Origin of the sequence: Vibrio marinisediminis, from assembly GCF_014050145.1 — a bacterium.
GTDB lineage: Bacteria > Pseudomonadota > Gammaproteobacteria > Enterobacterales > Vibrionaceae > Vibrio > Vibrio marinisediminis.
The window spans coordinates 118559-144591 of record NZ_JACFYF010000005.1; the positions used below are offsets into that span (position 1 = coordinate 118559).

General features: G+C 37.5%; 23 protein-coding genes. 2 read left to right on the top strand and 21 right to left on the bottom strand.

Features of this window, described 5'->3' with window-relative positions; all coding sequences use genetic code 11:
• Window positions 1-29: 29 nt before the first annotated feature.
• From H2O73_RS10540 to murB, 4 genes are all read right to left on the bottom strand, one after another.
• Entirely contained in the window at window positions 30-320 is a 291-nt protein-coding gene (locus H2O73_RS10540) for a co-chaperone GroES (protein WP_182108804.1), read from the bottom strand.
• Between the two features lie 177 nt (window positions 321-497).
• Window positions 498-860, bottom strand: coding sequence for a DUF3135 domain-containing protein (locus H2O73_RS10545; protein WP_182108805.1), 363 nt, complete (start codon window positions 858-860; stop codon window positions 498-500).
• Window positions 861-935: 75 nt separating this feature from the next.
• Complete coding sequence (birA, locus tag H2O73_RS10550; RefSeq protein ID WP_182108806.1) at window positions 936-1904, bottom strand: bifunctional biotin--[acetyl-CoA-carboxylase] ligase/biotin operon repressor BirA; 969 nt, start codon at window positions 1902-1904, stop codon at window positions 936-938.
• Window positions 1901-2947, bottom strand: a complete 1047-nt coding sequence (murB, locus tag H2O73_RS10555; protein WP_182108807.1) for a UDP-N-acetylmuramate dehydrogenase — start codon at window positions 2945-2947, stop codon at window positions 1901-1903. Before murB ends, birA begins: the two co-directional genes overlap by 4 nt.
• A gap of 73 nt (window positions 2948-3020) precedes the next feature.
• Here murB and H2O73_RS10560 point away from each other — a divergent pair, with 73 nt between their 5' ends.
• On the top strand, window positions 3021-3455 hold the full coding sequence (locus tag H2O73_RS10560) for a GNAT family N-acetyltransferase (protein ID WP_182108808.1): 435 nt from the start codon (window positions 3021-3023) through the stop codon (window positions 3453-3455).
• Between the two features lie 370 nt (window positions 3456-3825).
• Window positions 3826-5166, top strand: coding sequence for a CDP-diacylglycerol--serine O-phosphatidyltransferase (gene pssA, locus H2O73_RS10565; protein ID WP_182108809.1), 1341 nt, complete (start codon window positions 3826-3828; stop codon window positions 5164-5166).
• Between the two features lie 66 nt (window positions 5167-5232).
• Here the strand turns inward: pssA and H2O73_RS10570 are convergent, their stop codons facing one another.
• From H2O73_RS10570 to H2O73_RS10650, 17 genes are all read right to left on the bottom strand, one after another.
• Window positions 5233-7164 (bottom strand): polysaccharide biosynthesis protein, encoded by a 1932-nt coding sequence (locus tag H2O73_RS10570; RefSeq protein WP_182108810.1) that lies wholly within the window; start codon window positions 7162-7164, stop codon window positions 5233-5235.
• 64 nt (window positions 7165-7228) lie between these two features.
• Window positions 7229-7777, bottom strand: a complete 549-nt coding sequence (locus tag H2O73_RS10575) for a sugar transferase (protein ID WP_182108811.1) — start codon at window positions 7775-7777, stop codon at window positions 7229-7231.
• Between the two features lie 3 nt (window positions 7778-7780).
• On the bottom strand, window positions 7781-8740 hold the full coding sequence (locus H2O73_RS10580; RefSeq protein WP_182108812.1) for a UDP-glucose 4-epimerase family protein: 960 nt from the start codon (window positions 8738-8740) through the stop codon (window positions 7781-7783).
• On the bottom strand, window positions 8740-9903 hold the full coding sequence (locus H2O73_RS10585) for a glycosyltransferase family 4 protein (RefSeq protein WP_182108813.1): 1164 nt from the start codon (window positions 9901-9903) through the stop codon (window positions 8740-8742). Before H2O73_RS10585 ends, H2O73_RS10580 begins: the two co-directional genes overlap by 1 nt.
• A gap of 6 nt (window positions 9904-9909) precedes the next feature.
• On the bottom strand, window positions 9910-11541 hold the full coding sequence (locus H2O73_RS10590) for a heparinase II/III family protein (RefSeq protein ID WP_182108814.1): 1632 nt from the start codon (window positions 11539-11541) through the stop codon (window positions 9910-9912).
• 83 nt (window positions 11542-11624) lie between these two features.
• Entirely contained in the window at window positions 11625-13769 is a 2145-nt protein-coding gene (locus H2O73_RS10595) for a bi-domain-containing oxidoreductase (protein ID WP_182108815.1), read from the bottom strand.
• 270 nt (window positions 13770-14039) lie between these two features.
• A complete protein-coding gene (locus tag H2O73_RS10600) occupies window positions 14040-15065 on the bottom strand; it encodes a glycosyltransferase family 9 protein (RefSeq protein ID WP_182108816.1) in 1026 nt (341 codons plus the stop codon).
• Window positions 15062-16192: a glycosyltransferase gene (locus H2O73_RS10605; protein ID WP_182108817.1), complete on the bottom strand. Its 1131-nt coding sequence runs from the start codon at window positions 16190-16192 to the stop codon at window positions 15062-15064. The genes H2O73_RS10600 and H2O73_RS10605 overlap by 4 nt, the downstream gene beginning before the upstream one ends.
• 52 nt (window positions 16193-16244) lie before the next feature.
• On the bottom strand, window positions 16245-17414 hold the full coding sequence (locus tag H2O73_RS10610; protein WP_182108818.1) for a glycosyltransferase family protein: 1170 nt from the start codon (window positions 17412-17414) through the stop codon (window positions 16245-16247).
• Window positions 17414-18430: a polysaccharide deacetylase family protein gene (locus tag H2O73_RS10615; RefSeq protein WP_182108819.1), complete on the bottom strand. Its 1017-nt coding sequence runs from the start codon at window positions 18428-18430 to the stop codon at window positions 17414-17416. The genes H2O73_RS10610 and H2O73_RS10615 overlap by 1 nt, the downstream gene beginning before the upstream one ends.
• 2 nt (window positions 18431-18432) lie before the next feature.
• A complete protein-coding gene (locus tag H2O73_RS10620) occupies window positions 18433-19302 on the bottom strand; it encodes a formyltransferase family protein (protein WP_182108820.1) in 870 nt (289 codons plus the stop codon).
• Window positions 19289-20173: a nitroreductase family protein gene (locus H2O73_RS10625; protein ID WP_182108821.1), complete on the bottom strand. Its 885-nt coding sequence runs from the start codon at window positions 20171-20173 to the stop codon at window positions 19289-19291. Before H2O73_RS10625 ends, H2O73_RS10620 begins: the two co-directional genes overlap by 14 nt.
• A complete protein-coding gene (locus H2O73_RS10630; protein WP_182108822.1) occupies window positions 20166-21824 on the bottom strand; it encodes a hypothetical protein in 1659 nt (552 codons plus the stop codon). The genes H2O73_RS10625 and H2O73_RS10630 overlap by 8 nt, the downstream gene beginning before the upstream one ends.
• On the bottom strand, window positions 21796-22701 hold the full coding sequence (locus tag H2O73_RS10635) for a glycosyltransferase (protein ID WP_182108823.1): 906 nt from the start codon (window positions 22699-22701) through the stop codon (window positions 21796-21798). The genes H2O73_RS10630 and H2O73_RS10635 overlap by 29 nt, the downstream gene beginning before the upstream one ends.
• Before the next feature lies 1 nt (window position 22702).
• Window positions 22703-24103, bottom strand: a complete 1401-nt coding sequence (locus tag H2O73_RS10640) for a lipopolysaccharide biosynthesis protein (RefSeq protein WP_182108824.1) — start codon at window positions 24101-24103, stop codon at window positions 22703-22705.
• A 92-nt stretch (window positions 24104-24195) separates the two neighbouring features.
• A complete protein-coding gene (locus H2O73_RS10645) occupies window positions 24196-25320 on the bottom strand; it encodes a glycosyltransferase family protein (RefSeq protein WP_182108825.1) in 1125 nt (374 codons plus the stop codon).
• Window positions 25317-25838 carry a class I SAM-dependent methyltransferase gene (locus H2O73_RS10650; protein ID WP_220457550.1) on the bottom strand — a complete coding sequence of 174 codons (522 nt, stop codon included), beginning with the start codon at window positions 25836-25838 and terminating at the stop codon, window positions 25317-25319. The genes H2O73_RS10645 and H2O73_RS10650 overlap by 4 nt, the downstream gene beginning before the upstream one ends.
• Window positions 25839-26033: the final 195 nt, after the last annotated feature.

Below are 26033 nucleotides of genomic sequence, written 5' to 3' on the forward strand. Positions count from 1 at the left end.
TATATCTATTATTCTGAATCAGAGTTAAATTACTCAACGATTGCCATGATGTCGTTTTCAGACATGATTAGAACTTCTTTACCGTCAATTTTTTCAGTCTTAGTACCGTAGCCTTCTGCGAAGATTACGCTATCACCGACCTTAACGTCCAAAGGTTGAACTGTACCGTTTTCTAGGATGCGGCCTTTACCTACAGCTAGCACAACACCGCGAGTTGATTTTTCCGCAGCAGAACCAGTAAGTACAATACCGCCAGCTGACTTAGATTCAACTTCTTGGCGCTCTACGATAACTCGGTCATGTAATGGACGAATGTTCATCGGTCGTCTCTCCTGAAAATGTCTATAAGATTTGATAATGCTTTAAAAGATAGATTAAAGCCTTGTGATTACGATATATGGGCATGAGAAGCAATACCAAGGGGATACAACGGATTTTTTTGTGAGAAGGGCAACAAAAAGGGCTCCTGAGAGCCCGAATTCAATTTTAGTCGTTGACTAGCGCCAATCAGAGAAACGATCTGAGAGATGAACCACATTTAACTTATCGCTGTTTGCAGCGTTTTCACTAGAAATACCACCATCTTGCAAACTGCCCTGTAAGCTACTTTGAAACTTCTGTACTTGCTTACGCAGCTCTTGCATCAGCACGACATTAACATGATGAGGGTTTTTACAGTGTCCTACGAGTCGGTCGATGTGGCTTTGTTGTGCCCAAAGCCTTGGTTGCATCTCTGGTGATGCTGACTGGATCAACTCTTGACACTTTTCTCGCTTAAGCTGTTCAAATGCTGCCTCATCTTCTTGCGCAAGCTTTACTAGCTCATCAAATGAGGGCAATTGTTGGGCTGGTTGATTCATCATACCCTCACATAATCTGTCCCTATTTAATATTGAGCCTAGTTCATGTGAGGGGATATTGCGGCAAAAGAAGTCTTAAAAATGAGACTGCATTCCTCTTAGTGAAATCTCACCGCCAATATAAGTCTCTAATCCATTGCTGGTTTCTATCAAAACAGCGCCTTGTTCATTGATACCGCGAGAGACACCGACAACTTCTCGATTGCCCATGATCAGACGAATTTCACGACCTAAATAGTTGTCCACTCGGTTCCAACGTTCAACAAACCCCTGCATACCAGTCATTTCATAATCGGTCAATGCATCTTGCAGGGTATTAATCAGCGTAGCAGCGAGCTGATTGCGATCAACTGTTTGCTCTGCAACATCCGATAAACACGCCCAAGGCTGGGTAATGCCTTGCGTGTTACTTGGCATGGCAAGGTTCATTCCCATACCAATCACCAAGTGCGCAGCCGAGCCCGCTTGCCCTGACATTTCAACTAATATGCCTGCCAGTTTTTTATCATGATGATAGAGATCGTTCGGCCACTTTAATTTAATACCAGCAATACCCAGCTTTTCTAACGCTTCCACAATAGCCACACCAACCACAAGGCTTAACCCCATTGCGCCTGCCATACCGGCTTCTAGACGCCAGTACATTGAAAGATAGAGATTACATCCAAATGGTGAAACCCACTCTCGACCACGGCGTCCACGCCCTTTACTTTGATACTCAGCTAAGCAGACCGAACCTGATTCCAACACATTGATACGATCAAGCAAGTGCTGGTTAGTTGAATCAATTACAGGGATCAGTTCGAGCGGTGCGGTCACTAAAGATTGCAATAATTCTTGATTCAATAGCTGCATTGGCTCGGCAAGCTTATAGCCTTTACCTTGCACGCTAAACACATCAACACCCCATGATTGAATGCCTTTCACGTGCTTGCTCACTGCTGCGCGTGAAATGCCCAGTTGCTCACCCAGCCCTTCTCCAGAATGAAAGTGACCATCACACAGGGTATTTAGAATCGATAGCTTAATGGCATGTTCTTTCATTTCAATGCACCTCGTAATTCCAATAAATTGGTCTCATGGTGTTTCCCCATAAAGCGGACTTCATGCTCTAACTCTATACCGTATTTATTCCATACTGTTTGGCGAACATGATCAGCCAGTGACACCACATCTTCTGCACTCGCATTATCTTTGTTAACCAGAACTAAAGCTTGATTAGGGTGCACTTGCGCGCCGCCTTGTTGGAAACCTTTCAAACCGCAGTGATCAATTAACCAACCTGCCGCGACTTTAAAGCTATCTTCCACTGGGTAAGCGACCAAATCGGGATGCTGCTGTAATAATGCTTGATACTGCTGCTGAGAAATCACAGGGTTTTTAAAGAAGCTACCTGCGTTACCCGTTACTTGTGGGTTAGGCAGTTTTTCCATGCGCACTGCGCAGACTTGATCGAAAATTTCTTTTGCTGTAACGGAATCAGCATTGAATGATTTTAGTGGTCCGTACTCAATATGAGGCTGCCATGCTTTATCTAGCTTGATTCCCACCGCAACAATAAGCACTTTACCAAATAGCTGGCGCTTGAAAATCGAATCACGATAACCAAACTGACACTCTTGCGCAGTGATACGCTGAACGTTAAAGCTTTCTAAATCAAGCACGTCGACGTACTCACATACATCTTGCAGCTCTTTGCCATACGCACCAATATTTTGGATTGGTGAGGATCCCACACAACCCGGAATTAGAGCCAGGTTCTCTAAGCCTAAATAACCTTGCTCAATCGACCACTTAACAAAGCTCGGCCAATCTTCACCACCCGCAACATGCAAGTGCCAAGCAGACTCACTTTCTTCCACCTCAATGCCTTGCAGTTGGTTGATCACCACCACGCCACAAAAATGCTCGGTAAACAGCATATTGCTACCCTTACCTAACATTAACTTGGGCAAAGCTTGCCACGCTGCGTTTTGATAAACCTGACGGATATCATCAACACTGGAGACGTGAGTAAGCACATCACAAGATTGCTCGATAGAAAATGTATGGTAGCTACGTAAGCTGGCATTGGTTTGTATTTGCATGGGATTTGATTGCATCAAGCAAGTTAAGTCATTTACACTGCCGCCATTCTACATAGATATGAGTGGATAGAGAATGCGCGAGCTCAGAATAGAAACGCTTGACCCAGTAAAACTGCCATTAGTCTCTCGGTTATACAAAGCGCACTATCCTTCAGGGAAAGCGAAGAGCAATGAACTCACCATTGTTGGTTACATAGAAAATCAACTCTCTGCAGTGGTACGTTTTCGCCCAATTGAGCAATGCCAACTGCTAACTGGCATGTTAGTTATTCCAGAGCAGCGCGGTTTGGGACTGGGGCATCAGTTGCTCGTACATTGCCAAAGTTCGGTATGCAACAGCAATACGTACTGCTTTGCCTACCCACACTTAGAAGCTTTCTATCAACAGCATAGTTTTGTGACTGTGGTGCCTGAACAATTGCCAAATAGCCTAAATCAGCTGTTTACACGCTACACTGGAAGTGGGAAATGTCTCATTCCGATGCATTATCGGCCTGATTTGTTATGAACTCGGCGTCATTTCTGGTAAACCGTGATTGAGATTTGGTAATATACCCAAGTAACCTCAAGATGCTTAGTTCAGCGAGAATTGTTAGGTTAATAGACAAGGCGCTGATTCAAAGATCTAGTGGTTCTAAATTGAGAATCAGGAACACCGTCTATTAACCTAACAAACTCGCCCCTTGGGAGTTTGTCACTCACATCATTTTTGCGTCAAACGACTTGGTAATAGATTGCTATAACGCTTCGTCGCTTTCCTTGAACTGAAATGAGTGACCAAACTCTGAATCCTGCATCTTGAAGTCACTTGGGTATATATTCTTCTGCTTTTTTGGCAGACACTTTTTTGTCGCCATTTTTGAGGTTAATCTTTCGATATGATCGCTAACAGGTATTCTTTGCAGCATCTTCCAACACTTGCACAAGATCCCGCTCATTTTGATGTTTTATATTCTGCACAAGATTTTCGCACTCGCTTGATCAAAGCGATTCGCGAAGCGAGCAAACGCATCTACCTTGTCGCACTGTATTTAGAAGATGATGAGGCTGGTCGCGAAATCTTAAGTGAGCTTTATCAAGCAAAACAAAGAAATCCAGGTTTAGACATCAACGTATGCGTTGACTGGCACCGAGCACAGCGTGGTTTGATTGGCGCAGAAGCATCTAAAACCAATGCCAACATGTACAAATCATTCTCTGACCAGTACGAACATAAAGTGCCTGTCTATGGTGTGCCTGTGCGCGGCAGAGAAGTCTTCGGTGTTCTACACCTTAAAGGTTTCATCATCGATGATACTGTGATTTACAGTGGTGCTAGCCTGAATAATATCTATCTTAACTACCAAGATAAGTACCGTTTCGACCGCTATCATGTACTGACTAACCCTGAGTTAGCTAACTCAATGGTTGAGTTTATCCAACAAGAGATGCTTGCTCACCCAGCAGTCAATAACTTAGCTTGCCCAGCGAAGCCAGAAACCAAAGAGATTAAAGCCAGTATTCGCCAACTTCGTGCTACATTAGCGAAAGCGTCTTACAAGTTTACTCATCAAGCCCCAACAAACGAGCAAGTTGCTGTTACGCCTTTGGTTGGCGTGGGTAAAAAACGTAATAAGCTAAATCAAAGCATCAATAATTTGTTGGCGCTGGCAAAAGATGAAATTTTCATCTGCACACCATACTTCAACTTCCCACGCAGTGTTGCTAAGCAAATTAAGCGTGCAATCAAGCGTGGGGTAAAAGTTACGATAGTGGTGGGCGATAAGACAGCCAATGACTTCTTTATCTCTCCCGAGCAAGATTTTAAGACAATTGGTGGTTTACCTTATCTGTATGAGCGTAACCTGCGCCAGTTTGCCAAAGCCAATGAAGCGAACATTGCCAGCCGTCAGCTTTCTATTCATTTATGGAAACACGACGCTAACAGCTTCCACCTTAAAGGTATTTGGGTCGATAAGCGCTACATGCTGATCACGGGTAATAACTTAAACCCACGCGCATGGAAGCTAGATCTAGAGAACGCTCTGTTAATTCAGGATGATTACAATCATCTAACAGAAAAGTTTGAGCATGAAGTAGACAATATCCTCCAGCACACTCAATTGGTTTGTACCTACAAGCAATTAGAGAAGTTAGAAGATTACCCAGAAGTTGTGCAAAGATTGATGCGTAAGGTTACTCGTGTAAGAGCGGACCGAGTATTGAAGCAGATATTGTAGTGCTCGTTTAAACTCGGCATTATCAATTTGATGAAAAAGAAAGAAAAAAGCGCCTAAGGCGCTTTTTTAATGCAATTTATGTTTATCTACATCTTGTTGGCTTTGTTGCCAAACTAAGTCACCAATACCATCGGTTGGAGAGAAGTCAGTCGGCGCATCTAGTAGTAACTGCCTAATCTTTTCATGTTCAAAATTATGACATGCCTCATCAAGCGCTGAAAGTAACGCTTGGTACTCGTCTAGTAGTAAGAACCTTTCTTTGGCTGTCATTATGCGCTCATGTGCCGTTCCTTCAACATTATCGCCAATCAACAACTCTTCAAACAGCTTCTCACCAGGTCGAAGACCAGAGAACTTGATTTCAATATCACCATGAGGATTGTCTTCATTTTTAACTTCTAACCCTGAAAGGTGGATTAGATTGGTCGCCAGATCAGCAATTTTAACCGGCTCACCCATATCTAAGACAAATACATCACCACCTTTGCCCATTGCACCAGCTTGAATCACAAGTTGCGCCGCTTCGGGAATGGTCATGAAATAACGAATAATATCAGGGTGAGTTACAGTTACAGGCCCACCTAAAGCAATCTGCTTTTTAAATACAGGTATCACTGAGCCAGATGAGCCTAATACATTGCCAAAACGCACCATACAGAAACGAGTACCTTTAGCTTTAGCCTTTTCTTGTTCTGCTAACGCTTGCAAACCCAGTTCTGCCATACGTTTGGTCGTACCCATTACATTGGTTGGGCGCACTGCTTTATCGGTAGAAATAAGAACAAACGACTCAACACCAGCCTCTACAGCTGCCGTCGCTGAATAGAATGTACCAAAGACGTTGTTTCTAACTCCTTCCACGACATTGTACTCAACTAAAGGTACATGTTTATATGCAGCCGCATGGTAAACCGTCTGAACACCGAAGCTTTTCATTACCGTAGCCAAGCGATTAATTCGCTGTACCGACCCTAATAATGGGATTATCTCAACTGAGAGCAGCTCTGCATCAACCAACGCGTTCAACTCACGATCAATTTGGTAAAGTGCGAATTCTGACAACTCAAACAAAATCAGTTTCGATGGTTTATTACGAGCAATTTGCCGACAAAGCTCAGAACCAATAGAGCCGCCAGCACCTGTCACCATCACAACTTTGTTTTTTATATTCGCTTCCATCAAAGTTTGTTGCGGAACGACTGCATCACGCCCTAATAAATCTTCAATTGCAACATCTTTAAGCTCATCAATCTTGGCTTTACCATCCACGATATCTTTCATATCCGGGACTGTTAATACTTCAGCAGGAAGATGAACTAGCGAGTTTAAAATTTCTTTACGACGAGAACGAGATGCACTTGGAACAGCCAATAATATTTGTTCTACATCATAACGTTGGACTAAATATTCAGCTCTGCTAGAACTACTTACAGCGATCCCCATCAAAACAGTATTTTTTAATACCTTATCATCATCAATAAAACCAACTACTTTATGGGTGTTCGAGTTTCGTAGTGCGATTGCTAACTGGCGACCAGCAGAGCCAGCCCCATAAATCAACACCGGCTTACTGCCTTTTGTATTTGCTCTAGTCACCAAAACACGCACAATCAACCTAGAGCCACCACATAATAGACAGAGGAAAGCAGCATAGATGATTGGAACCGAGCGAGGAACATAAGCATCAAAATAGAAGGCGAGTACTGCTACAGAGGTGGCAGAAATCAATGTCCCTAAACTTACCACTGCAAGGGCATGAAAGGTAAGGTAACGCAAAACCGCACGGTAAAGCCCAAGCCGAACAAATGCGAGAATAGTCGTAACTAAAGTACCCGCAATCACATACTGAACTAACGGATCTGATAGCGGCACAATAGTACCAACTCGAGCCCAGTAAGCGATATAAAAAGAAGCAATGACAAAAATAGTGTCTATAGCGATACTTACTAAACGTTTGTTAAAACGTGATAGATTCCATATGATATTTAGTCTAGTCATTACATTCTCTTGAAACGAAAACGCCAGTATTTTACTGGCGTTTATGAAACTTCGTGGGTTGAAATTACTTTACAGCATCTCCGCTTCCGCTACCCGTAACTGTCATGATTATATACTGAAAATAACGTTGCACTGTTAACGTATCTATCATTTCTTTATCTGTTTTAGCTAATAAGCTTGGCGTTGACATATCGATATTTTGTACCTGAGCTAATCCAGTAATACCAGGCAAAACATCATACACACCCAAGGCTTGCCGCTCAGATATAAGCTCTTCTTGGTTAAATAAGTTAGGACGGGGTCCTACCAAGCTCATTTCACCTTTCAGCACATTGATTAGTTGTGGCAGCTCATCAATTTTTGTTTTACGCAAAAAAGCACCAAGCTTAGTAATGGACGCAGAACTCGCTAAGTGGCTAGCCACCGATTCCGTTTCCACCGTCATAGTACGAAACTTAATGAGCTTAAATGGTTTCTTATTCCGACCTACTCGTTCTTGAACAAAAATAGGGGCACCCGTATCAAAAAAACCAACAAGTGTAACTATGACTAACACAGGCCATAGAAACATCAAGCCAAAAAAGGCAGCTAAAATATCTAAAGTGCGAATCATTTGTTATTGCTCTTTATTTTTAGATTGAAGAAACGCATTGGCTGTTTTTCTAAAGCCTTCTTCCAATGTTTGTGGTGGATGCCAATTTAGCGTCTCTTTGGTGTGCGATATGTCTACTTGAAGAGAACCGATTAACCTGCCCACAATAGGTTCCTTATTCAATATCTGACCTAGCAACTTAAAACACCAGAGTGGAACCGGAATTTGCCAATCTCTTTTTCCTAACGCTTTCGCCATTTCTCGAACCATTTCTGATGTTGATACATCATGGTCATCAGAGACCAAAAACACTTGATTGGCGGCTTTAGGGTGTTCAATACAGGTTACGATTAAGTCGACTAAATTGTCGACTGAAACCAGGCTACGTTTGTTAGTATTTATGCAACCAAATGGAAGAGGGATACCTTTTGATACTACATTCATCAATGCTGAAAAATTAGCTTTAACGCCAGGCCCATAAACCAACGGAGGACGAATGATCACCACTTCTAAACCCGTGTCTTTCGCTAACTGTAACAATTGTTCTTCAGCCTCAGATTTAGATTGCCCATAAAAATCGTCCGCAGCACGGTTATCATCTGCAGTAAAAGGGGAGCGCCCAGACGTTGACTCGCCATTTACTTTCACTGAACTAATAAAAATAAAACGCTTTACACCTTTAATTGCTGCCTGCTTTGCAAGATGCAAGGTAGCATATGTGTTGAGCCTTCTATATTCTTCCAATGGATTTTTAGACTCTTCATTCATTATATGTACTCTTGCAGCACAATGCACAACCACCTCAACGCCATCAAACGCTGTTGCGTAATCAAGAGAGTCGTTGAAATCTAATTCAAAGAAAGTACAGGGGTGAATAGGCTTGCTACGCCCAATAGTATGTGTCGATGGAGGCAACATGCGTAACAAAACTTGACCAACAAAGCCAGTCGCTCCAGTTACCAAAACTTTCCTTTCTGGATTCATTAACACTCCCTCAGGGAAAATTCATGGATATCTCTAGCCATACTTTGCATAATCACTGCTCTGCTGTATTTAGTATTAAAAGCAGAGCGATCTATAGGCATAAGTGAAAGCTTTTCCAGTTCCTCACAAGCCATTGACGCATCTGTTGGGTAAAAAACTCTAGCATTTGAAATTCTATTTTTAATATAACCAGCCGAATATCCTGCGACGCCTGCCAATATAGGCTTTCCTGTAGCTGCGTATTCGAAAACTTTGGACGGTAAAACCTTTTCGAATGCTGGATAAGCATTAAGATGTAAAAAAAGAACATCAGCTTGTTGATACTCTTCAATCAGCTTACTTCTTTCAACTGGCTTACAAATTTTTACATTAGTTAACGACTTTGTGACCTCTTCTAGTTGAGCTAATCGCCCCCCAGATCCGATGATCTTAATTTTCGCTTTACCAGCTAGCTTTATCGCCAATTCAGGAATAATGCGATGAAGACCTTGCCCCTCTCCAATATTACCTGCGTAGACAATATTCAAAATATCTTTCTTGACCTTTTTATAATCCCAAGAAGCTTCAAGAAAACTATCATCAATCCCATTAGTGAACCAACTATAATTCACATCAGGGTACCTATACTCAAAGTAGTCACGAAAACCTTTCGAAACCAAGTTAATATGCCTGGCTCTCTTAAATGAGTAACCTTCGACAAAAGAAAAAATCGGTTTAAAAAACCAAGCCAGTTTTCGAGGTAGTACATCTTTAATGGTATCGACAAATATATCTCTTATATCAAGATAGAGCGGAATGTTTTTTTTACGTGAGACTCTAGAACCAAGAAATGCAGTAAATAAACGCGATGATGTAGCAAAAACCATGTCATAATCTTGATTTTTAGTTATATCTATAGTCTTTTTATAGTACTTCAAGAATGCCCTTACTTGGTCAAACATACCGCTATTATGATTAGGTAATTGAACTCTATGAATAGTTACATTATCTTGTTGCTCAAAATCTTCGGCTTCCACTGAGAAATCTGAGTAGCGGTTAGGTTTAGTCGTAACTATAACAATTTCGACATCATACTCTTTTAGTTTGTCTATCAAAGCATTAGAACGAAAAGATCCTGCACACAAATCTGGTGCAAAATAGAAGGACAGGAATAAAATCTTCATGTTAACTCATTTAATTCGCTTTAAAACCAAAGAATGGGCAGCATCGGAAAATGTATAAATCAATTTCTTATTTGGGATACTTTCGCCAAACTTAGGGTGCCATGTACTGGCATCAATAATAAACTTATCACTACTAATTACACTAAAGCACTCCCCATTAGGAAGAACCAAATTTAAATAGCCTCCATCCGCGTTAACTTCGACATCTGGGTGAATATGATAATGAGCTCGCGCTGATACCCATGAACCTTCTAGTTTATCAGCAATAACAATTCTGTCTGCAGCAACATCTATTCGCCGAGTATGTACAACACGTCCGCGAAGGCGAAGATATCCATCATGACTTGCCTCAACAAAACAACCACCACAAAATTTTCCGTTATTGAGCAATTTACTCCGAGCTCGGCGAGCCACGCGAAAACCACTCCAAACCTCGGAAGAGTTTTCGTCATCAATAACAACAGTATTGTGCGCTGGTGTACTACGTTGTCGCAGCCTTTCAGAACCAACACCATATAGTGACGTACCTGAATTGACGAATAGTCGCTGATTACCAATAGACAGCTCAAAACTCAGAGAGTCGGCATGAGCATGTCCGGGAAGATAATCAGGTCCAATATTTCCATGATCAAAAAGCAAAACGTTGTCACCCGATTTCAAGCGGCTATAGCCACTATCTTTGTTAGTCACTAGTGATGACATCTCTGATTCACATTCAAACCCTAACGATTTAGCATACTCGAAGATTTTCGTCGGTGATGTCGCAATACCAATAGCACTATCGTTAAAGAAAGCTATTTCCCCATCAGGGTGAACCATATTCTGAAGCCAATTTAAAGCACGAGAAGCGATTTGTTTGAAATAAGGAAGACGTTTAAGCAACGTGGTGTTCTGACTAGTCTCTGCTAAATCAATAAGCTCAAGAAGATCCCACAGAACAATTTCGTGGTACATTGGCGACAATTCAAAGTGTGCACCATCAGACAAAAATTGCTCAGGAATTTCTCGATCTAAGATTTTAAGTCCTATATCTAAGAATTTCCGGCTCTCCTCTCCATATAAGAAACACCCAATAAAGGTTAGTGCCTTACCATTAGCAAACAAATGATTCCCAAGTATGTGGTACTCCAACTGCTGCGACAAAGCATCCGCCTGCTGAATCAAACTCGACAAGAATATTTGGTCTATACATTCACGTTTACTTAACCACTTAACCCAGTTTACGATTCTAAGAGATAGAGGGTATGGCTCCCAGCCATTACCAATACAAGGTGGATTTTCATGAATCCAGCGGGTCATTAACTCAATATGGATATCTTGACGCTTGTCAAAATCAATTGCATTCAAGTCATCAAAATAATGCAAGTTATACAGCCAAAGTTTTTCCATACTTGGATCGTTCCAAGAATTAACGGCTCCTACATCGCCATCTAAAGACAAAAAGCAAACGTGCCTATTAGAAAAAAAAGACTGCTCATTACTTGCGGGATAACTCCAGTGCCAGTTACAACTGTCAATATTTATGCCGTTAACTGTTGTAATGTTTGGTTTCTTGAACTTGTATAAAAAACGAAAAAAAACTTGCTCAAATCTCAAGTATTTAACCGTATTAAATAGTGTTTTTATTTTTTCAAGCATCCGTCTCTTACTACCACAAACATCATCCATAAAGCTAAAGAGTGACACTCTTTCGACACATCACTCTTTTAACTTCAGAAAATCTATTTTTGCGCTCTTAACATTGTCGCAATTTCAATAGAGACTCTAGCAACTTCAAAAATTTCCTCTACAGGGATAGGGGGTTCAATTCCCTGCTCAATCGAATTGAGAAAACATTTAGCGCATTCTCGCTGACCTTTGTCTTGTTTCCATAGATTCATCTTACTAAAACCAGGCCAGCCGAATGCTTTAAGCTTTCTAAAATTATCGAGTTGGAGAACGCGACCAGCAGTAAATACCTCTACACGCTCTTTTGGAAAACTTGCTGCGCCATTTGCCAAATAGTGAATCGTTCCAAAAGAACCATCTGCAAAACTGAGAGTAATCACTGCTTTGTCTTCCGTAATATCGATACCATCTGCATTCCCCATGCGACGACACTGTACTGACACAATCTCGGAACCAGCCAAAAAACGCATGAGATCAATGAAGTGGCAAGCTTCACCAATAATACGACCACCACCAACTTCATTGTCTTGCGTCCAATGACTAGCTGGAATCGCCCCAGCGTTCATCGTCATCAAAAAAGTTTTAGGCTCTTTGACAAATGAAAGTAGCTCTTTCATTTTCTGTATTTGTGGAGAAAAACGGCGATTAAAACCGACCATAAGTTTTGGTGCAGAGGATACTGATGCTTTTGAGCGATAAGTGAGTTCGACTTCCTCTAATTCCCCCAGAGTAATGGCTAGTGGCTTTTCTACAAAAACGTTTTTACCTGCAGCTAATGCTTCACACACAAACTTCGCATGAGTGTTATGCTGGGTAACAATAGCAATTGTATTAATTTCAGGGTTGGCAATCATCATACTAGTATCAGTGGTTGCTTTAGCAAAACCAGCTTTGCCACCATGCGTCACACCATTAACACCACCAGAAGTCGCAATTGTATGCAATTGCGCACCTTCTGATTTAAAAGCAGGAATTAGCACGCGAGAAGCATAGTTACCCGCACCAACAAATCCCATAACTGGTTTAATAGGATTGTAGTTGTTGACGTCTGAAACTAAATCAATGGTTTTATCATGACGCACCGACACATCTGAGTTGTACTCAAGTAAGATTCCCAATGCTGCCTTATCTGATGTGAGCAACTCATAGGCTTTCGGAGCATCGTCAAAGTCAAAGCGATGAGTAATGAGTGATTTCACATCTAATTGCCCCATCGACATCATGTCAAGAATGGCTTCAAAGTTTCTCTGCTGAGTCCAACGAACGAATGCGTAAGGATAATCTTTGCCTACTTCTTCGTACTCTTTGTCATATCGCCCCGGACCATATGAACAAGAAACTTGGAACGTAAGCTCTTTTTCATAAAAATCCGATCGATTTAGCTCTAACCCCGTAACGCCGACTAAAATAATGCGTCCTCGCTTACGGCTCATACGTGCAGCTTGTGTGACAGGCTCGTTAGATTTAGTTGATGCGGTAATAATCACACCATCAACCCCCTTCCCTCGACTGAATGTCATACCTACAGCTACAGGGTCCTCACCTTTTCCTGGATTACAGGTTTCAGCACCAAATTGTCGAGCTAGAGCAAGTTTGGCTTCATCAAAGTCAATTGCAAGTACTCGGCAACCTTGCGCTCGAAGTAATTGAACGGTCAATAAACCGATCAAACCAACCCCTGTGACAACAAATGCTTCACCCAAAGTAGGTTCGGCAAGGCGAATACCTTGCAAACCAATACTTGCGATGACGGTAAAGGAAGCTTCTTCATCTGATACATTGTCGGGAATAAGCGAGCATAGGTTTTTAGGCACTCGGACTACATCGGCATGTGGACCATTTGAGACAACGCGATCACCTTCTTTAAACCCATCAACCCCTTTACCAATTGAATGAACAATACCCACATTACAATAACCAAGTGGTAAAGGTTGCGCTAACTTAGACTGAACAGCTTCTAGCGTGGTCATCAAGCCATCAGTTTTTACTTTCTCAAGTACCATTTTGACCTTATCAGGTTGACTTCTTGCCTTGTCTAAAAGGTTTGCCTTTCCAAAATCGACCAGCATCCGCTCAGTTCCTGCAGAAATTAGTGAGATAGTTGAGTTTAGTACAATCTTACCGGCGCTAGGGTTTGGAGTTGGAGACGTCACACAGCAAGTTACTCCGCTTGACATATCCTGTAAAACTTGTTTCATATTATATCTTCTTGTAAGCCTGTTACTGGAACATTACCACTCCGCGTCAATATAAAAAACTTGCGGACAAATGATTTTGAAAAAATAAAACTTAAGCAAAGATTGTAAGTTGATAAATGCGAGCCTATCTCAATGTTTCATCAAATTTCGTTAGATGTGAAAAACTCTGGTTCAAAACAATTAATCTATACACAAAGTTTAATTGGCGGATCGTTAGAGCCTCTATATCAGTTTTTTTATACATGTAAACAGTGCCAAATATGCAAGTAACTAATCGATTATTATTTCTTTTATAACCAAACTAACATCGATGGAGCGCATACATACTGGATCTCCACAACCTGTTATATAGCCTCTTTTATAGCATGGTGAACAATCCAAGTTTGTGTTAACTGCTACCAAGTCCCGCCGAAACGGCCCGGTTAACATCGGATTTGTAGGTCCATACAACCCTATAATTTTGAGACTAGGAACAAGACTTCCCATATGCGATAAACCATTGCAGTTTGCGATTAAAAAATCACATTGTTCAAGACAATCAAGCGATTCTTTAATGGACAATGCTCCTACAAAATTATGCACCGCTTCTGAATTTAAATTCTTTAGAATACGACCCGCTAACCCCTCTTCCCCTGGGCTACCAAGAATTACCACCGTATTACCACGACTTATTAGGTATTTTGCCAACTCGTGAAAATTCTCTAACGACCATCTTTTGTGTGATTCGGCTTCACCAGAAGAGGGAGCCAAAGCGATCACCTTGCCTTCCGGTTTAAGATTTCGACTTCCAAAAAAATCACTATCTGTTTGGTAAGCAGATAAACAAGTTAATTCAATATCAGTAGAAAGAGGTATCACGCAACTCAAAATCTCTAAATTTTTTTCCACCTTATGAAAAAATCGGTGTGTACAAAAATTATTATCATTGAGAAAAGAAAGGTGACCTCCACATCCCACACGATACTTTGCACGTGATAAAAATGCCATAAAGTTATACTTATCTGGATGGATCCCAGTAACAGGTATTGATATGTCGATTTTTTTGGATTGTAGCTGAGCTATATAACTTAATGCCCCAAAAAAACCTGGATATCGAGACAGGTGGATAAACTCTATATTATCACTCCCCCCCCCCCCCAGAGCCGCACCAATGATGTCACTTTCAGCCTTTCCTTTTACAGAGATTAGAAGTCTTCCACCTTCGTTTAGTACACTCTCAATCATAGGCAATGTCATTATGACATCGCCTATGCCGTGGCTGTTAAAAATATGTACAAGCTTATTCTCTAGCTTCATTTTTTCACATTCTCCGGCAATAGGTCATCACACAGTTCATCAAGAATAGCTATCTGCTTCTTCCAAGTCTTATTTTGTAAATGGACTTGACCTCTATTGTAAAACAATGAAAAGTCTTCTTGAGTTCTAGATGCTATACAGTCAGCTACATGTGACCCAAAATCTTCTTCAGTGAAAGGCACTAATACGCCAAGATTTTCTTGCTCTAAAAACGTGTAGGATTGTATTCTTGTAGCGACAACACACCGGCCAACACTTAAGTAATCTAAAGTCTTCAGCGGACAACCTTGAGAATCAGTCACCCCTTGGATTGGTCTTCGTAGATGGATAAAGAGATGGCAAGATTTAAGCAGCTCCTTCGCTCGCTTGTATTCTACATACCCAACAAATCGGAAAGTAGCCTTCTGCTGTTCGCTTAATGTACTACGAACACACTCAATCTCTTCAGAAGTTCCACCAACTAATAAAAATTCATGATCAATATTTCTCGCTGCAAGACTGGATGAGACTTGAGGTAAAAAGTCAACACCCTCTCGGTGAGCGAAAGAGCCTAAGTAACCGATAGTTAACTTACTACTCTCATGTGGAAAAGATGGCAGCTCCAGATCGACTCCATTTTCAACTACCACTATTTTTTTTGCTACTACTTCACCATAGAAACTGCTTAAAGACTGTTTAATATTATCATGAACAGCGACGATGACGTCGCTGAATAATAAGTTCCATCGCTCCAAAGTGCGTATAAATCTCTGCGTCCATTTTCCACGACCTCTATCAATAACATCTTGATAGAGTAGGCCATTTGCTTCTGTGACTACTTTAAATTGGAACATTTTTAACAGAAAATTCAAGACAAAGAACCCTACACTTTGACGCACGATTACAACATCAAAATCGCTTCTTTTTTTGATGATGTGCCAAAAGCACAAAATTTGGAAAAGTTGAATATTGACAAAAACATTGCTGCTGGATTTAGGATCAACAACAGCTAAACAGTTTTCGGTCAAATCAAGTTGTATATTAGAAATATACTTAATATTATGCCGAGTATTTCGCACTACTTCCGAAGCATGTTTTTTAGGACCTACGTCAGATTCACCGAAATTAAAAATGTACAACAAATTCATTTTAACCACTCAACTCTAGTAACTAACACGAAATACATAAAAACACTACCACTCAGCAAATTAGACGTAATAGCATATCAACTTCGTCTATTTTCGTTTTCATTGCCCAAGAATTTCTATCTTTTAAGATGCTATCTCGAATTCTTTCTATTTTTCTTTTATCTGACCACTGGGATAATATTTCGACCAATTTATCCACATCATCACATCCGACCACTTGACCATAATTAAAGGTATTAATAATATCCTTTCCATCACCTTCAGGCAATACGCCTAATATTGGCAAACCTAAATTTATATATTCATATATCTTAGATGGCACACAAGCCCCATAATAGTCATTAGTTAAACTAACAAAACCAACATCTATATTTTTGCACATAAACTTTAAAAACTCATCATGTGGCATAAACTTCAAAAAATGAATGTTTTCATCCACAATTCCTCGTAGTGGCGGGTAGTTATCTCTATTTCCAATGAAATATATCTCAATATTATCACTACCTAATTGCTTAACTGCTTCATATAGTATTTCTGGTCTTTGCGCCTCACTCATTGTCCCGGAGTATGCAATCCTTAGCTTAACTGACGTTTTCTTCTTTAGCTTATATAATTCCACAGTATTTATATAGCCAAAATAGTTACTATGAACTCTGCTCGCTATTTCAGGAAATCTTGATTTTAACGCAGAAGAATAATAATCCGATGAAGTTATCACCAAGTCAGCATTACTTATGTATTTTCTCTGAGACTTTTCCCTACTAACATGAATGACTTTATTCTTCCTTAACCCATTCATGTATCCAAATTCTAAAGGGTCTCTAAAATTGACTACGTATCTACAGCCTAACTCAGCCTTTAGTAAAGACCCTAGTTTTATTGGCCCAAGCTCACCACCACAAGTCGAAAAAACAAAATCTCTGGGGTTAACTACTTCTTTCAGATAGTCAAATGCTGAATCAACCCACTTATCCAAATAATCTTCATAGAAACCTATACGCTGAAAAAAAGCTGCTAATCTTGGATGATATTTATCACTAAAAGGTATTTTCCATATACCATTTTCACAAATCAATTCATCACCATTATAGTTAGGCATTACAACTGTTATATCCCAACCGAGTTCTTTTAGGTATCTAACTGCTCCAGTTCGCATGATAGGCCCCCCACCTTTTTGGTAGGGGTAGAATGAACGTGTAACGTAGTATAGTTTAATTGCCATTAATACACCTCTAAATCGTCGAAGCCTACAAAATGACAATTGTACTTTTTCTTCATATATAGGATAAACCATTCGAATACATCTAACGATTCATCAAACATAGCTTTGGGGTGGCTAAGAACATTCAATATGAGTTGGTCATCATTTCTATATTTATTTATATAATCAGAGACAAGTAACTTAATAAGCTTTTTATCTTTCATTTCTGCCATATCAAATGAAAATGAAAATGAATCACTTTGATATGATTCTGGTTGTAATGTAGCTCCTTTACCGCGCTTTGAAAAAGATTTACTTTTACAAAACTTATTAATTATTTTAAGAGAATAATATTTAAAAGATAGTAAGATATTTCTTTCTAATGCAAATATAGGAACTTCGACCAAACCACTTTCACCAACATTTAAAAAGCTAGTAGTGTCCGTTCTCCAATAATTTAGATTTGGACAGTTGATGTAATCGAAGTATTGAGCGTTTGAAACAAAACGCCTTAATGGAAACACACTGGAATCACATTTATAACCATGGGACTGAAGAGTATTGATCAATTCCTTTTCATTTGGCTGTATAGTATAACCACCAGATCTAAATGCTACTGGTTCTTTCCTTACTATTTCAATAAATTTATTCTGAGCCAAATCAAATATAGCATCTGCCTTAACTTGATCACAATTATCTACTAAATCTGAATAAGACCAATTCTTATAATCATGTAGCCACATGTTTTCGACACCATCGTATATACTATCTAACCAATGAGGATGAAAATGCATTTGGATATCATGACCAAAATTTCTAATTTCTTCAACTTGTCGAATAAAACGCTCTACATATTCATATTGATGATATTTTTCGTAGGCAAATAATGAGCAAATATCAATAAAGAAAACCAATTTAACATCATGTTTATTGGCTATGGTTAATAATTTTTTTGTAGGTTCAAATAAAACATCATTCTCGTTAGAATGATTTTCCCCAAAAAAAACCTCATAATCAAAGGTAAGTAGAGTTTTCATTTTCAAATGACACTTATATCCTCAAATGCTGGTTGCTTATCTGACTCTAAATGTCTACTCATCACCCGCTCTCGATTTAAAAAAACATATTCATTTGCCGATTCTGTAACCATCTTCCCCGTATAGTTGAAGCCTTTTTCTGAAACAGTAATAGGCGAGGGTAACTTGCCATTATTTACATAAAAATCAATTAGACTTTCAATAGCCTCAATCCCTGCTAGTTGTGTTTTACAATACATAGAATGGTGACCATCTTTATGATCAAAGTTTACGACTGACCTTCTAATGTAAATTGCCCCCGTATCAATACCTAAATCAACTGATTGAATAGTAAATCCATTTTCATTAACAGCGTTATTATATATTGCCCAAAACTGTGAATTACCACCGCGATAAAAAGGAACATTCCCCAAATGTAAATGCAAAATATAGGCATCACCTAAAGCATTAATAAATGCATTATTTAATAGTTTACCCCCTTGCAACAAAAAAATATCGGGGGCGTACTGATTAACCAAATCAACAATTTCATTTGAGTTTACATTAGAAGTGATGTGAATATTTTCTTCACCAATCGTCCTTACGAAATAGTCTAGTTCTATATTTCCATAAAAGTCATTGTATGTTGTTGTTTGTTCAGCCTTCAAAAGCTTACCATACTTATTTTCCAACATAATATTTTTAATTAATCTATCAACACTTTGTTTTTTCAAGAGGTTTATCAAATTGTTTACTTTACCGCGCTTTTTTAAATGAGATTGAAATATAACCTTTATTTCAAAATTATCTTTGTACTTTTCAATAAAGCATTTAACGAAATAAAAGTGCTGTATCTCCATGTTGCAACTAATCAGTATTCTATCTATTTTCATTATTTTTTCTCTTTATTATAAATCTATCAACATCACAGCGAGGTGGTTTTGTTTGGTCATCAAGTGGGTATCCTAGAGAAATTACAGAGTACACGAACATATAGTCATTTAAACCCAGTTTTTTCCTAATTTCATCCTGATCATAGAAATCAGCGTAATACATCCATGTGCTTGAAATTCCATATGCACTTGCAGCCAACTGAATCAAACTACACACACCACCAACATTTAAAGAGTTCCCATATTTTTCTGCAAAAAATCTACTATCGTCAGAAACGTATATTGTCAATGGTGCTTTATTAAACATACTCTTATTATTACTATCACCAATAACCATATTTTCGATTTCATTTTTAACCACTGAAAATCGTATCGTTTGTCTATTGCATGATAAAGCCGAACTAATAGCAGTCTCTAATATATCTCTGACAGTGTTATCATCAATTTCTCGTGGTTGCCAAAACCTTGTTGTTGTTCTAGCTTTAATGAATTGAAGTATTTGTTCTTTCTGAGGATGAATACTGATTTTATCGGTGTGCTTGATGTATATTTTCTGGTTTTCATCATAATAGTCCACCAAATTCTGCGCCCACTCAATTACTCTTGATTCGTTGATCTCCCTATTCTTAAACTCCTTAATTAATAACTCCAACTTATCTCTTTTATGCTTGCCTCTATTACCACGATCATGATGTTTAAGCGCTTTTTCTGTATGGTGTCCAAAGTAGCCCAATTGAGCAATAAGCATATCGTCATCGTACTTTGATACGTCCATACCTTGCTCATAGATGTAGAATTCAGCTCTTTTAATTGATTTTGTTATTAAACAAACTTTTAATGCTTTAAGATAAATTATTAGCTTATTAATCACTTACTTTCACCTTTATTTCTAGAGTCTTGAGTCCTGTGAATTTACATCGATGTAGTAGCCCCATTTGACAACTAGTTTCAACTCTTAGAGATGATAATTTTTCCCGTTCCTTTGAAAAAGTATATTCAAAGGATTTTTTGCCATATATCTCTCTATATGAGTAAAAAATAGAGTCAACCTGACTATAAAATATAACTTTATATTTCGGCTCACTTGAAATATCTATGCTTATTACAAATTGGTCCTTAAGCTCCTTCTTATAAAAAAGTCCTCGAGCCTTCGATTCAAATTTCATAATTAAAGTATCTCTTAATCTTAAAGTTTTAATACATCTGAATGGATAAAATCTTACTCCATCTTTTATATAGAAAAAACTATTACCGCCAAAAATTGGCAACCAATCGTAATGAAATAATTGATAGAGTTTCGCTCGCAAATTTTTAAAATAGAACCTACCTTCAACTAAATGAGATATTCCTCTAGGTTTATAAGCTAAGGCTGGTAAGATATTTTCCTCACCTCTTTTAAAATACAACAGTGAAAAAGGAGAGACTCTGCTATCAAACCTATGCTTTATACTGTTTTGATGCCCTTTATAATTAAAGCAATATTGAACGTTTTCATCTCTATAAGTCACAAAGCCGCTATTGTTGTATATAGTAACTCTAGGATTAATTCCGTTACTTTCTATTGAATATAAATTCCCCGATTTCTTACTAATCCTATTAGCGTACAGGAACATAGCATTAGAATATGAATTATAAACTAATTCATACATGTATGAATCGAAGCCAAGCCTTTTCCTGTCATCTCGATTCAGATTAATGGAAATGTGACCATCCGAATATTGAAATCCCTTCAAATAATTTAGTATGTTTTCAGACAACTCTAAACACTTTTCATTTCCACTAAATTTGTAGGACAAGATCAAAGCTACATAAAGAGAGCTGTATCCAAAAATGGCGTTTGTACTTCTTCCATAAAAAAAATAGTACTCGTCTACTGATATATCTAATAGGACATCAACTGCTTTGTTAAATGCCTTAATAATTCTAGATTCCTGAATATAGCTATAGACTATTCCTAAGCACATCGTTATCTTGGCGTGATATACAAGGTGGGGTACCCCATTGTTTTTCTCATAGCCATAATTCATATTTGAGTCCGGAAAAAATCCATCCTCAAACTGAAGATTGAGGAGCCAGTCAATTTCTGCAACTATTTTTTTAGCATTGTCACTCGATTCTTTAATTCTATCTTCTAGTACTAATCCTACCAATCTTAAAGCTCGAAAGTTGTTATTTAACTTATACAGTTCGTCATCAGTTACATGATAGGTGCTATTTAAAATTATATTTTTGTATTTATTAAGTAATCCATGGTCATCATTAGAAATTGCTAACAAAAGTAAAAACACATTGAAATCATTTGAAGGTTTCATTTTTTCCTTTGAAATTCCAATATAATGTTCCATTACTTTACCTAAACACTCATTATCCCCTAGCAACACTGATGCGAGCACAAAAGACGCATAATGATATTGAAATTCGAGAGGTGAACCGAGTTTATTATCAACCATCTGACCTTTATTGTTAATAGATGATTTTACATATTCGAACTGCCTAGCTAAAATATCCACTTTCAATCTCATTTAATATTCTTTGTGGATATGGATAGTTTTTGCTTTCGTCATACTCTTTTAAATAGGGTAAAACATCATCTTTCATGTATTGCTCTATTGCTTCGTTTTCTGAGGTGCTATATTTGTATACTAGGGTATTTTTCTCTATATAATCCTGCAAATATGGATAAGTGTTATAATCACCAAGCTCTCTCCAGTTTGTTCTTTCTGAACGGTAAAACAGATCTTTTTTAGCTTTTAATGTGACATGAAACCAATAAGGTTGATCAATAAATATTTGTTTATATAATTTAGGAAATCTAACCCCTTCCGTTCGACCTTGGCGTATAAATTTTAGTAATGGTGTATTGAGATAAATACGAGACATATATCCAGCATATGTTTCAGGTACGAAGTGACCCGTGAACTTTCCGTCACGTTGCTTCTCTCTAAATTTTTTAGATATCCCTGTCATATTTATTCTATAATAAATATTTACTTGCTCCAAAAAAAAAGCGGTTGGGAATATAGTATTTGTTTTTAGTATTCGTTTCCGTAAACTTTGAATGCTGCGTTTCCCATCTTCATCATTATATGCCACATAGTCAGCATCACCTCTCATGACCCATTTATACTTTGCCTTACTAAGAGCATAAGCCCTGTTCTGATATAGGTCAGGAAGTGCAGGTTTGTCATAGTGCCTTACTATCTGTGGGTATTTTTTCTCTAGTTCTTTGCAAATGCCTATTGTTCCATCAGTAGACCCGTTTGTAACAATAATTATTTCATCACCAAACTCTAAAAATGATTCGACACACATTCGTATGATTTTTTCTTCATTTTGAGCAGAAATAAGAACAGATATACCATTATTCTTCGTCCATTTTTTAACTAATTTTCTTATCATATTATCCCCTTAGCAACTTATATATCCCTAGGACTTGGCCCATGGAAGCAAATACTATGATTATAGCCACATTAACAATTATATTATTACAATAGAAACTTACCATTGTAAGTACAACGGCGGATATAAATAAAAAGAATATCTTCATATAATTGTAGTCAATCTTATGTAATTTTTGCGCCATGACAAAAACCACACATGCATATAAAAACATACTAAATAGCGTCGTCCATGCTGCTGCATATATACCGTATATAGGAACAAACAAAAAATTAAGCCCTACATTTACCAATGCTGGCATATAGCCACTAATACTGATCCACATAGATTTCTTATAATAAACAAGAAACATAGATATTAGTTTTCGAATAGCTAGGAATATGGAACCCATTGCAAGTATAGGTATTAACAAATAGTCTCCTCTATAGCTTTCGGGGAAGATTAAATCAATAACGAATGGTAATGATGTTACCATCAAAACATAAATTAATAATAGAAAGAAAATCATGACGAAAATATAATCTTCTATCTTGCGATAACTCTCTTTCGTAGCAGTATCCATTTGTGTTATAAAAATAGGAGCTAATGCTGTTTGAAGTGATTGCATGACGACTTGTATCATCATCGTTATTTGGACAATAAATGCATATTTTCCAGCCATAGCAATTGAAATAAAATACACAATGATATACCTATCACTCATCATAAATATCCAACTACTTAAGGATGCTGGCATATAACCAAGCCCATACCGAATAGTTTTTATAAATGTTTTCCTGTTAAACAAAAACAACTTGATAATGCCTTCATTATTCATAATAGTTAAGTGAATGCACATGGTTATAAAACCTATTAAAAACTGAGATATAAAAAATGCGTTGATTTTCATATCTAGATATACAAGCATCAGTAACATCAAAATTTGGGTACAAATGTAGGCACTAGTAGTTATAGTTAAGAGCTTTTTCGTGTGATGCCTTGACTGCATTAGAGATATATTAAGTGCCGAAAACTGTTGAAACAACGTGATAAATGGCACTAATAATGCTATAATAATAGCTTCATACCCAAAGCTCTTTGTTATAAAATATATAGTTCCTATAGACAAACTTACATAAATAAAAGCCCACAGGATAAAAGCCGTTACAATCGTACTTGTAAGTAGTCTAAGCCTTTTGATTGAACTGTTATAATCATACACAAATCTTGCATATGCTGTATCCAGACATAAAGACCCAAAAATGTAAATAACTTGTTGAGCAATTTGTATATTTGCATACAAACCATACTCGTCCAGTGAAAGATATCTAGTAATGACAGGTAGTAACAAAAAACCTGTAAATTTAGTCACTAGGCTAATTAGAAAGTAAGCACTTCCATGTTTAAATATTATTTTAAACATTAGTTTTATTATTCGATAGAAGCGAATAATTAAGAAACAAAAATCTAATTAGTAATGTGCTTCTAATCAAATAATTTTTAAAATACATATTATTATACCTGTTTCACTACCACAACTTTCGCATTTGCATTCGACACCATATACTCATTCGATTCTTCATATATAAGAAGATCAATTTCTCTTTCTCTAATAAGAATGTCGTTATCTTTGACTACAAAATGATGCGGTATACCTTCTAGAAATTCTTTATTATTATGGTAAATAACAGGATCAACGTCATAACAAATAACACCCTTCCCTAACAATGTATCTCTATTTTCTACAAAAAATGAACTGTTAATAATAACAACGGAGTCAATTGAACCTCTCAATAATACATCTTCAAGTTCTTTTACTTGATAACTCTCTCCTGTCTCAATTAGATAGCTCTTGATAAAAGCCTTGAGATCTACATATATGGAAAACATTTTCCTGAAAAAGTACTTAATATAACTCCCATCCAATCTGTTACATTCCATTAGGTATTTTAACTTTTTCCTTGCGACACCTTTTGCATGCCAAATTACACTATCTGATTTAAAGTATGAATCATTATACTTATCATTTAATGGAAAGAAGTTTAATTTGTCTTTATACTCCATTATTAGAACCCAAAGAAGCTCTTGATCTATTCCTGTCAGCGCAGTTTTTTCTTTATTCCATGAAATAAGATCATGACCTTCTTCGATGAAAGTCATGATCTTTTCTTTGAATTCCGAGACAAGTTCTAATACTTGAGGAGTATTAGCTAAAGCTAATACTCCCGAATTAACTCTTCCGCCGTATTTTGTACCCATGGGACCTTGAATACTACAAAAAGGTCTATATCTTACAAGTAAGTCATATTCTTTTAACTGTTCAAATAAAGGAGCCAGACTACTTCTTATAACAACATCACCATCTATATAAATAAGTGGTTCATTATATTTAGACATCAAATCAAATAGTGGTAACGCCATGAAAGAAAAATAGAGACCTCTTTTATTTTCTAGCTTGACCTCATAGTGTAATATGCTTAAATTGGGATGCCATGTTGCTATTTTTTCATCATACCGTCCACTACCATTTACCACAATTACAAATAATTTTTCATCTGACATAAATTTCGATAATGACAAAATCATATATTTGGTCACATTTAATAGATAGTTGCTTTCATCTGATACTGTAACGATCATTTTATAGCTTTAACCCTATAGTACTTACTAGTTTCTACTATAACTTCAACATTCGAAAACTTGTTTTTCACCATATCAAAGCCATTGTTACCTTTTCTGACGTCTATTATTAGAGTTCCTTTGTCACTCAAAATTTCATACACTCTCTCCAAATAAATATCTACTGGATAATGAAACCCCCAACTAATCAATGATATAACCATATCAACACTTTGCTCAATATTTATTTCATTTTCATCATTGGCAAATAATAGCTTAATTTTACTTTCAGATATTCCATTCAAGTTTAAAAATGATTTTGCCAAATCTAATGAGTTATAGAATGCAGCCTTATTATTAAAGTCGTAATATACAGAGCTGTTAACTTCGTTTTTATCAAGCAAGAAAAAATCAATGCTTCGATCTTTATAATATTGATTCAAAAACAAATCAATACCAGCCATACCACATCCGATATCTAAGATACTTTCACACTTTTCAGGCAAATAGCCATTGATAATTTTGAACTCTTGTGACATATCGTCTATGTAGCTATTTTTGATACTTTTGCTGAATAGTACTGATTCAAGAGACACTAAGTGATTATAGAGTGACTTAGGTAAAAAATTTCTCTTTTTCAATCTCCTATATAATTTTGAGTTTGAAAACTTTAGGTATGCTGTTCTTTGAAAAAGAATGAATTTGACGACATTTTGTGGAACTATAATATTAGT

Bases quoted from the DNA above. Each gene is read 5' to 3' on its own strand.
- H2O73_RS10540 (WP_182108804.1), bottom strand. From the start codon at position 320: ATGAACATTCGTCCATTACATGACCGAGTTATCGTAGAGCGCCAAGAA.
- H2O73_RS10545 (WP_182108805.1), bottom strand. From the start codon at position 860: ATGAATCAACCAGCCCAACAATTGCCCTCATTTGATGAGCTAGTAAAG.
- birA (WP_182108806.1), bottom strand. From the start codon at position 1,904: ATGAAAGAACATGCCATTAAGCTATCGATTCTAAATACCCTGTGTGAT.
- murB (WP_182108807.1), bottom strand. From the start codon at position 2,947: ATGCAAATACAAACCAATGCCAGCTTACGTAGCTACCATACATTTTCT.
- H2O73_RS10560 (WP_182108808.1), top strand. From the start codon at position 3,021: ATGCGCGAGCTCAGAATAGAAACGCTTGACCCAGTAAAACTGCCATTA.
- pssA (WP_182108809.1), top strand. From the start codon at position 3,826: ATGATCGCTAACAGGTATTCTTTGCAGCATCTTCCAACACTTGCACAA.
- H2O73_RS10570 (WP_182108810.1), bottom strand. From the start codon at position 7,164: ATGACTAGACTAAATATCATATGGAATCTATCACGTTTTAACAAACGT.
- H2O73_RS10575 (WP_182108811.1), bottom strand. From the start codon at position 7,777: ATGATTCGCACTTTAGATATTTTAGCTGCCTTTTTTGGCTTGATGTTT.
- H2O73_RS10580 (WP_182108812.1), bottom strand. From the start codon at position 8,740: ATGAATCCAGAAAGGAAAGTTTTGGTAACTGGAGCGACTGGCTTTGTT.
- H2O73_RS10585 (WP_182108813.1), bottom strand. From the start codon at position 9,903: ATGAAGATTTTATTCCTGTCCTTCTATTTTGCACCAGATTTGTGTGCA.
- H2O73_RS10590 (WP_182108814.1), bottom strand. From the start codon at position 11,541: ATGCTTGAAAAAATAAAAACACTATTTAATACGGTTAAATACTTGAGA.
- H2O73_RS10595 (WP_182108815.1), bottom strand. From the start codon at position 13,769: ATGAAACAAGTTTTACAGGATATGTCAAGCGGAGTAACTTGCTGTGTG.
- H2O73_RS10600 (WP_182108816.1), bottom strand. From the start codon at position 15,065: ATGAAGCTAGAGAATAAGCTTGTACATATTTTTAACAGCCACGGCATA.
- H2O73_RS10605 (WP_182108817.1), bottom strand. From the start codon at position 16,192: ATGAATTTGTTGTACATTTTTAATTTCGGTGAATCTGACGTAGGTCCT.
- H2O73_RS10610 (WP_182108818.1), bottom strand. From the start codon at position 17,414: ATGGCAATTAAACTATACTACGTTACACGTTCATTCTACCCCTACCAA.
- H2O73_RS10615 (WP_182108819.1), bottom strand. From the start codon at position 18,430: ATGAAAACTCTACTTACCTTTGATTATGAGGTTTTTTTTGGGGAAAAT.
- H2O73_RS10620 (WP_182108820.1), bottom strand. From the start codon at position 19,302: ATGAAAATAGATAGAATACTGATTAGTTGCAACATGGAGATACAGCAC.
- H2O73_RS10630 (WP_182108822.1), bottom strand. From the start codon at position 21,824: ATGAGATTGAAAGTGGATATTTTAGCTAGGCAGTTCGAATATGTAAAA.
- H2O73_RS10635 (WP_182108823.1), bottom strand. From the start codon at position 22,701: ATGATAAGAAAATTAGTTAAAAAATGGACGAAGAATAATGGTATATCT.
- H2O73_RS10640 (WP_182108824.1), bottom strand. From the start codon at position 24,103: ATGTTTAAAATAATATTTAAACATGGAAGTGCTTACTTTCTAATTAGC.
- H2O73_RS10645 (WP_182108825.1), bottom strand. From the start codon at position 25,320: ATGATCGTTACAGTATCAGATGAAAGCAACTATCTATTAAATGTGACC.
- H2O73_RS10650 (WP_220457550.1), bottom strand. From the start codon at position 25,838: ATGTCACAAGAGTTCAAAATTATCAATGGCTATTTGCCTGAAAAGTGT.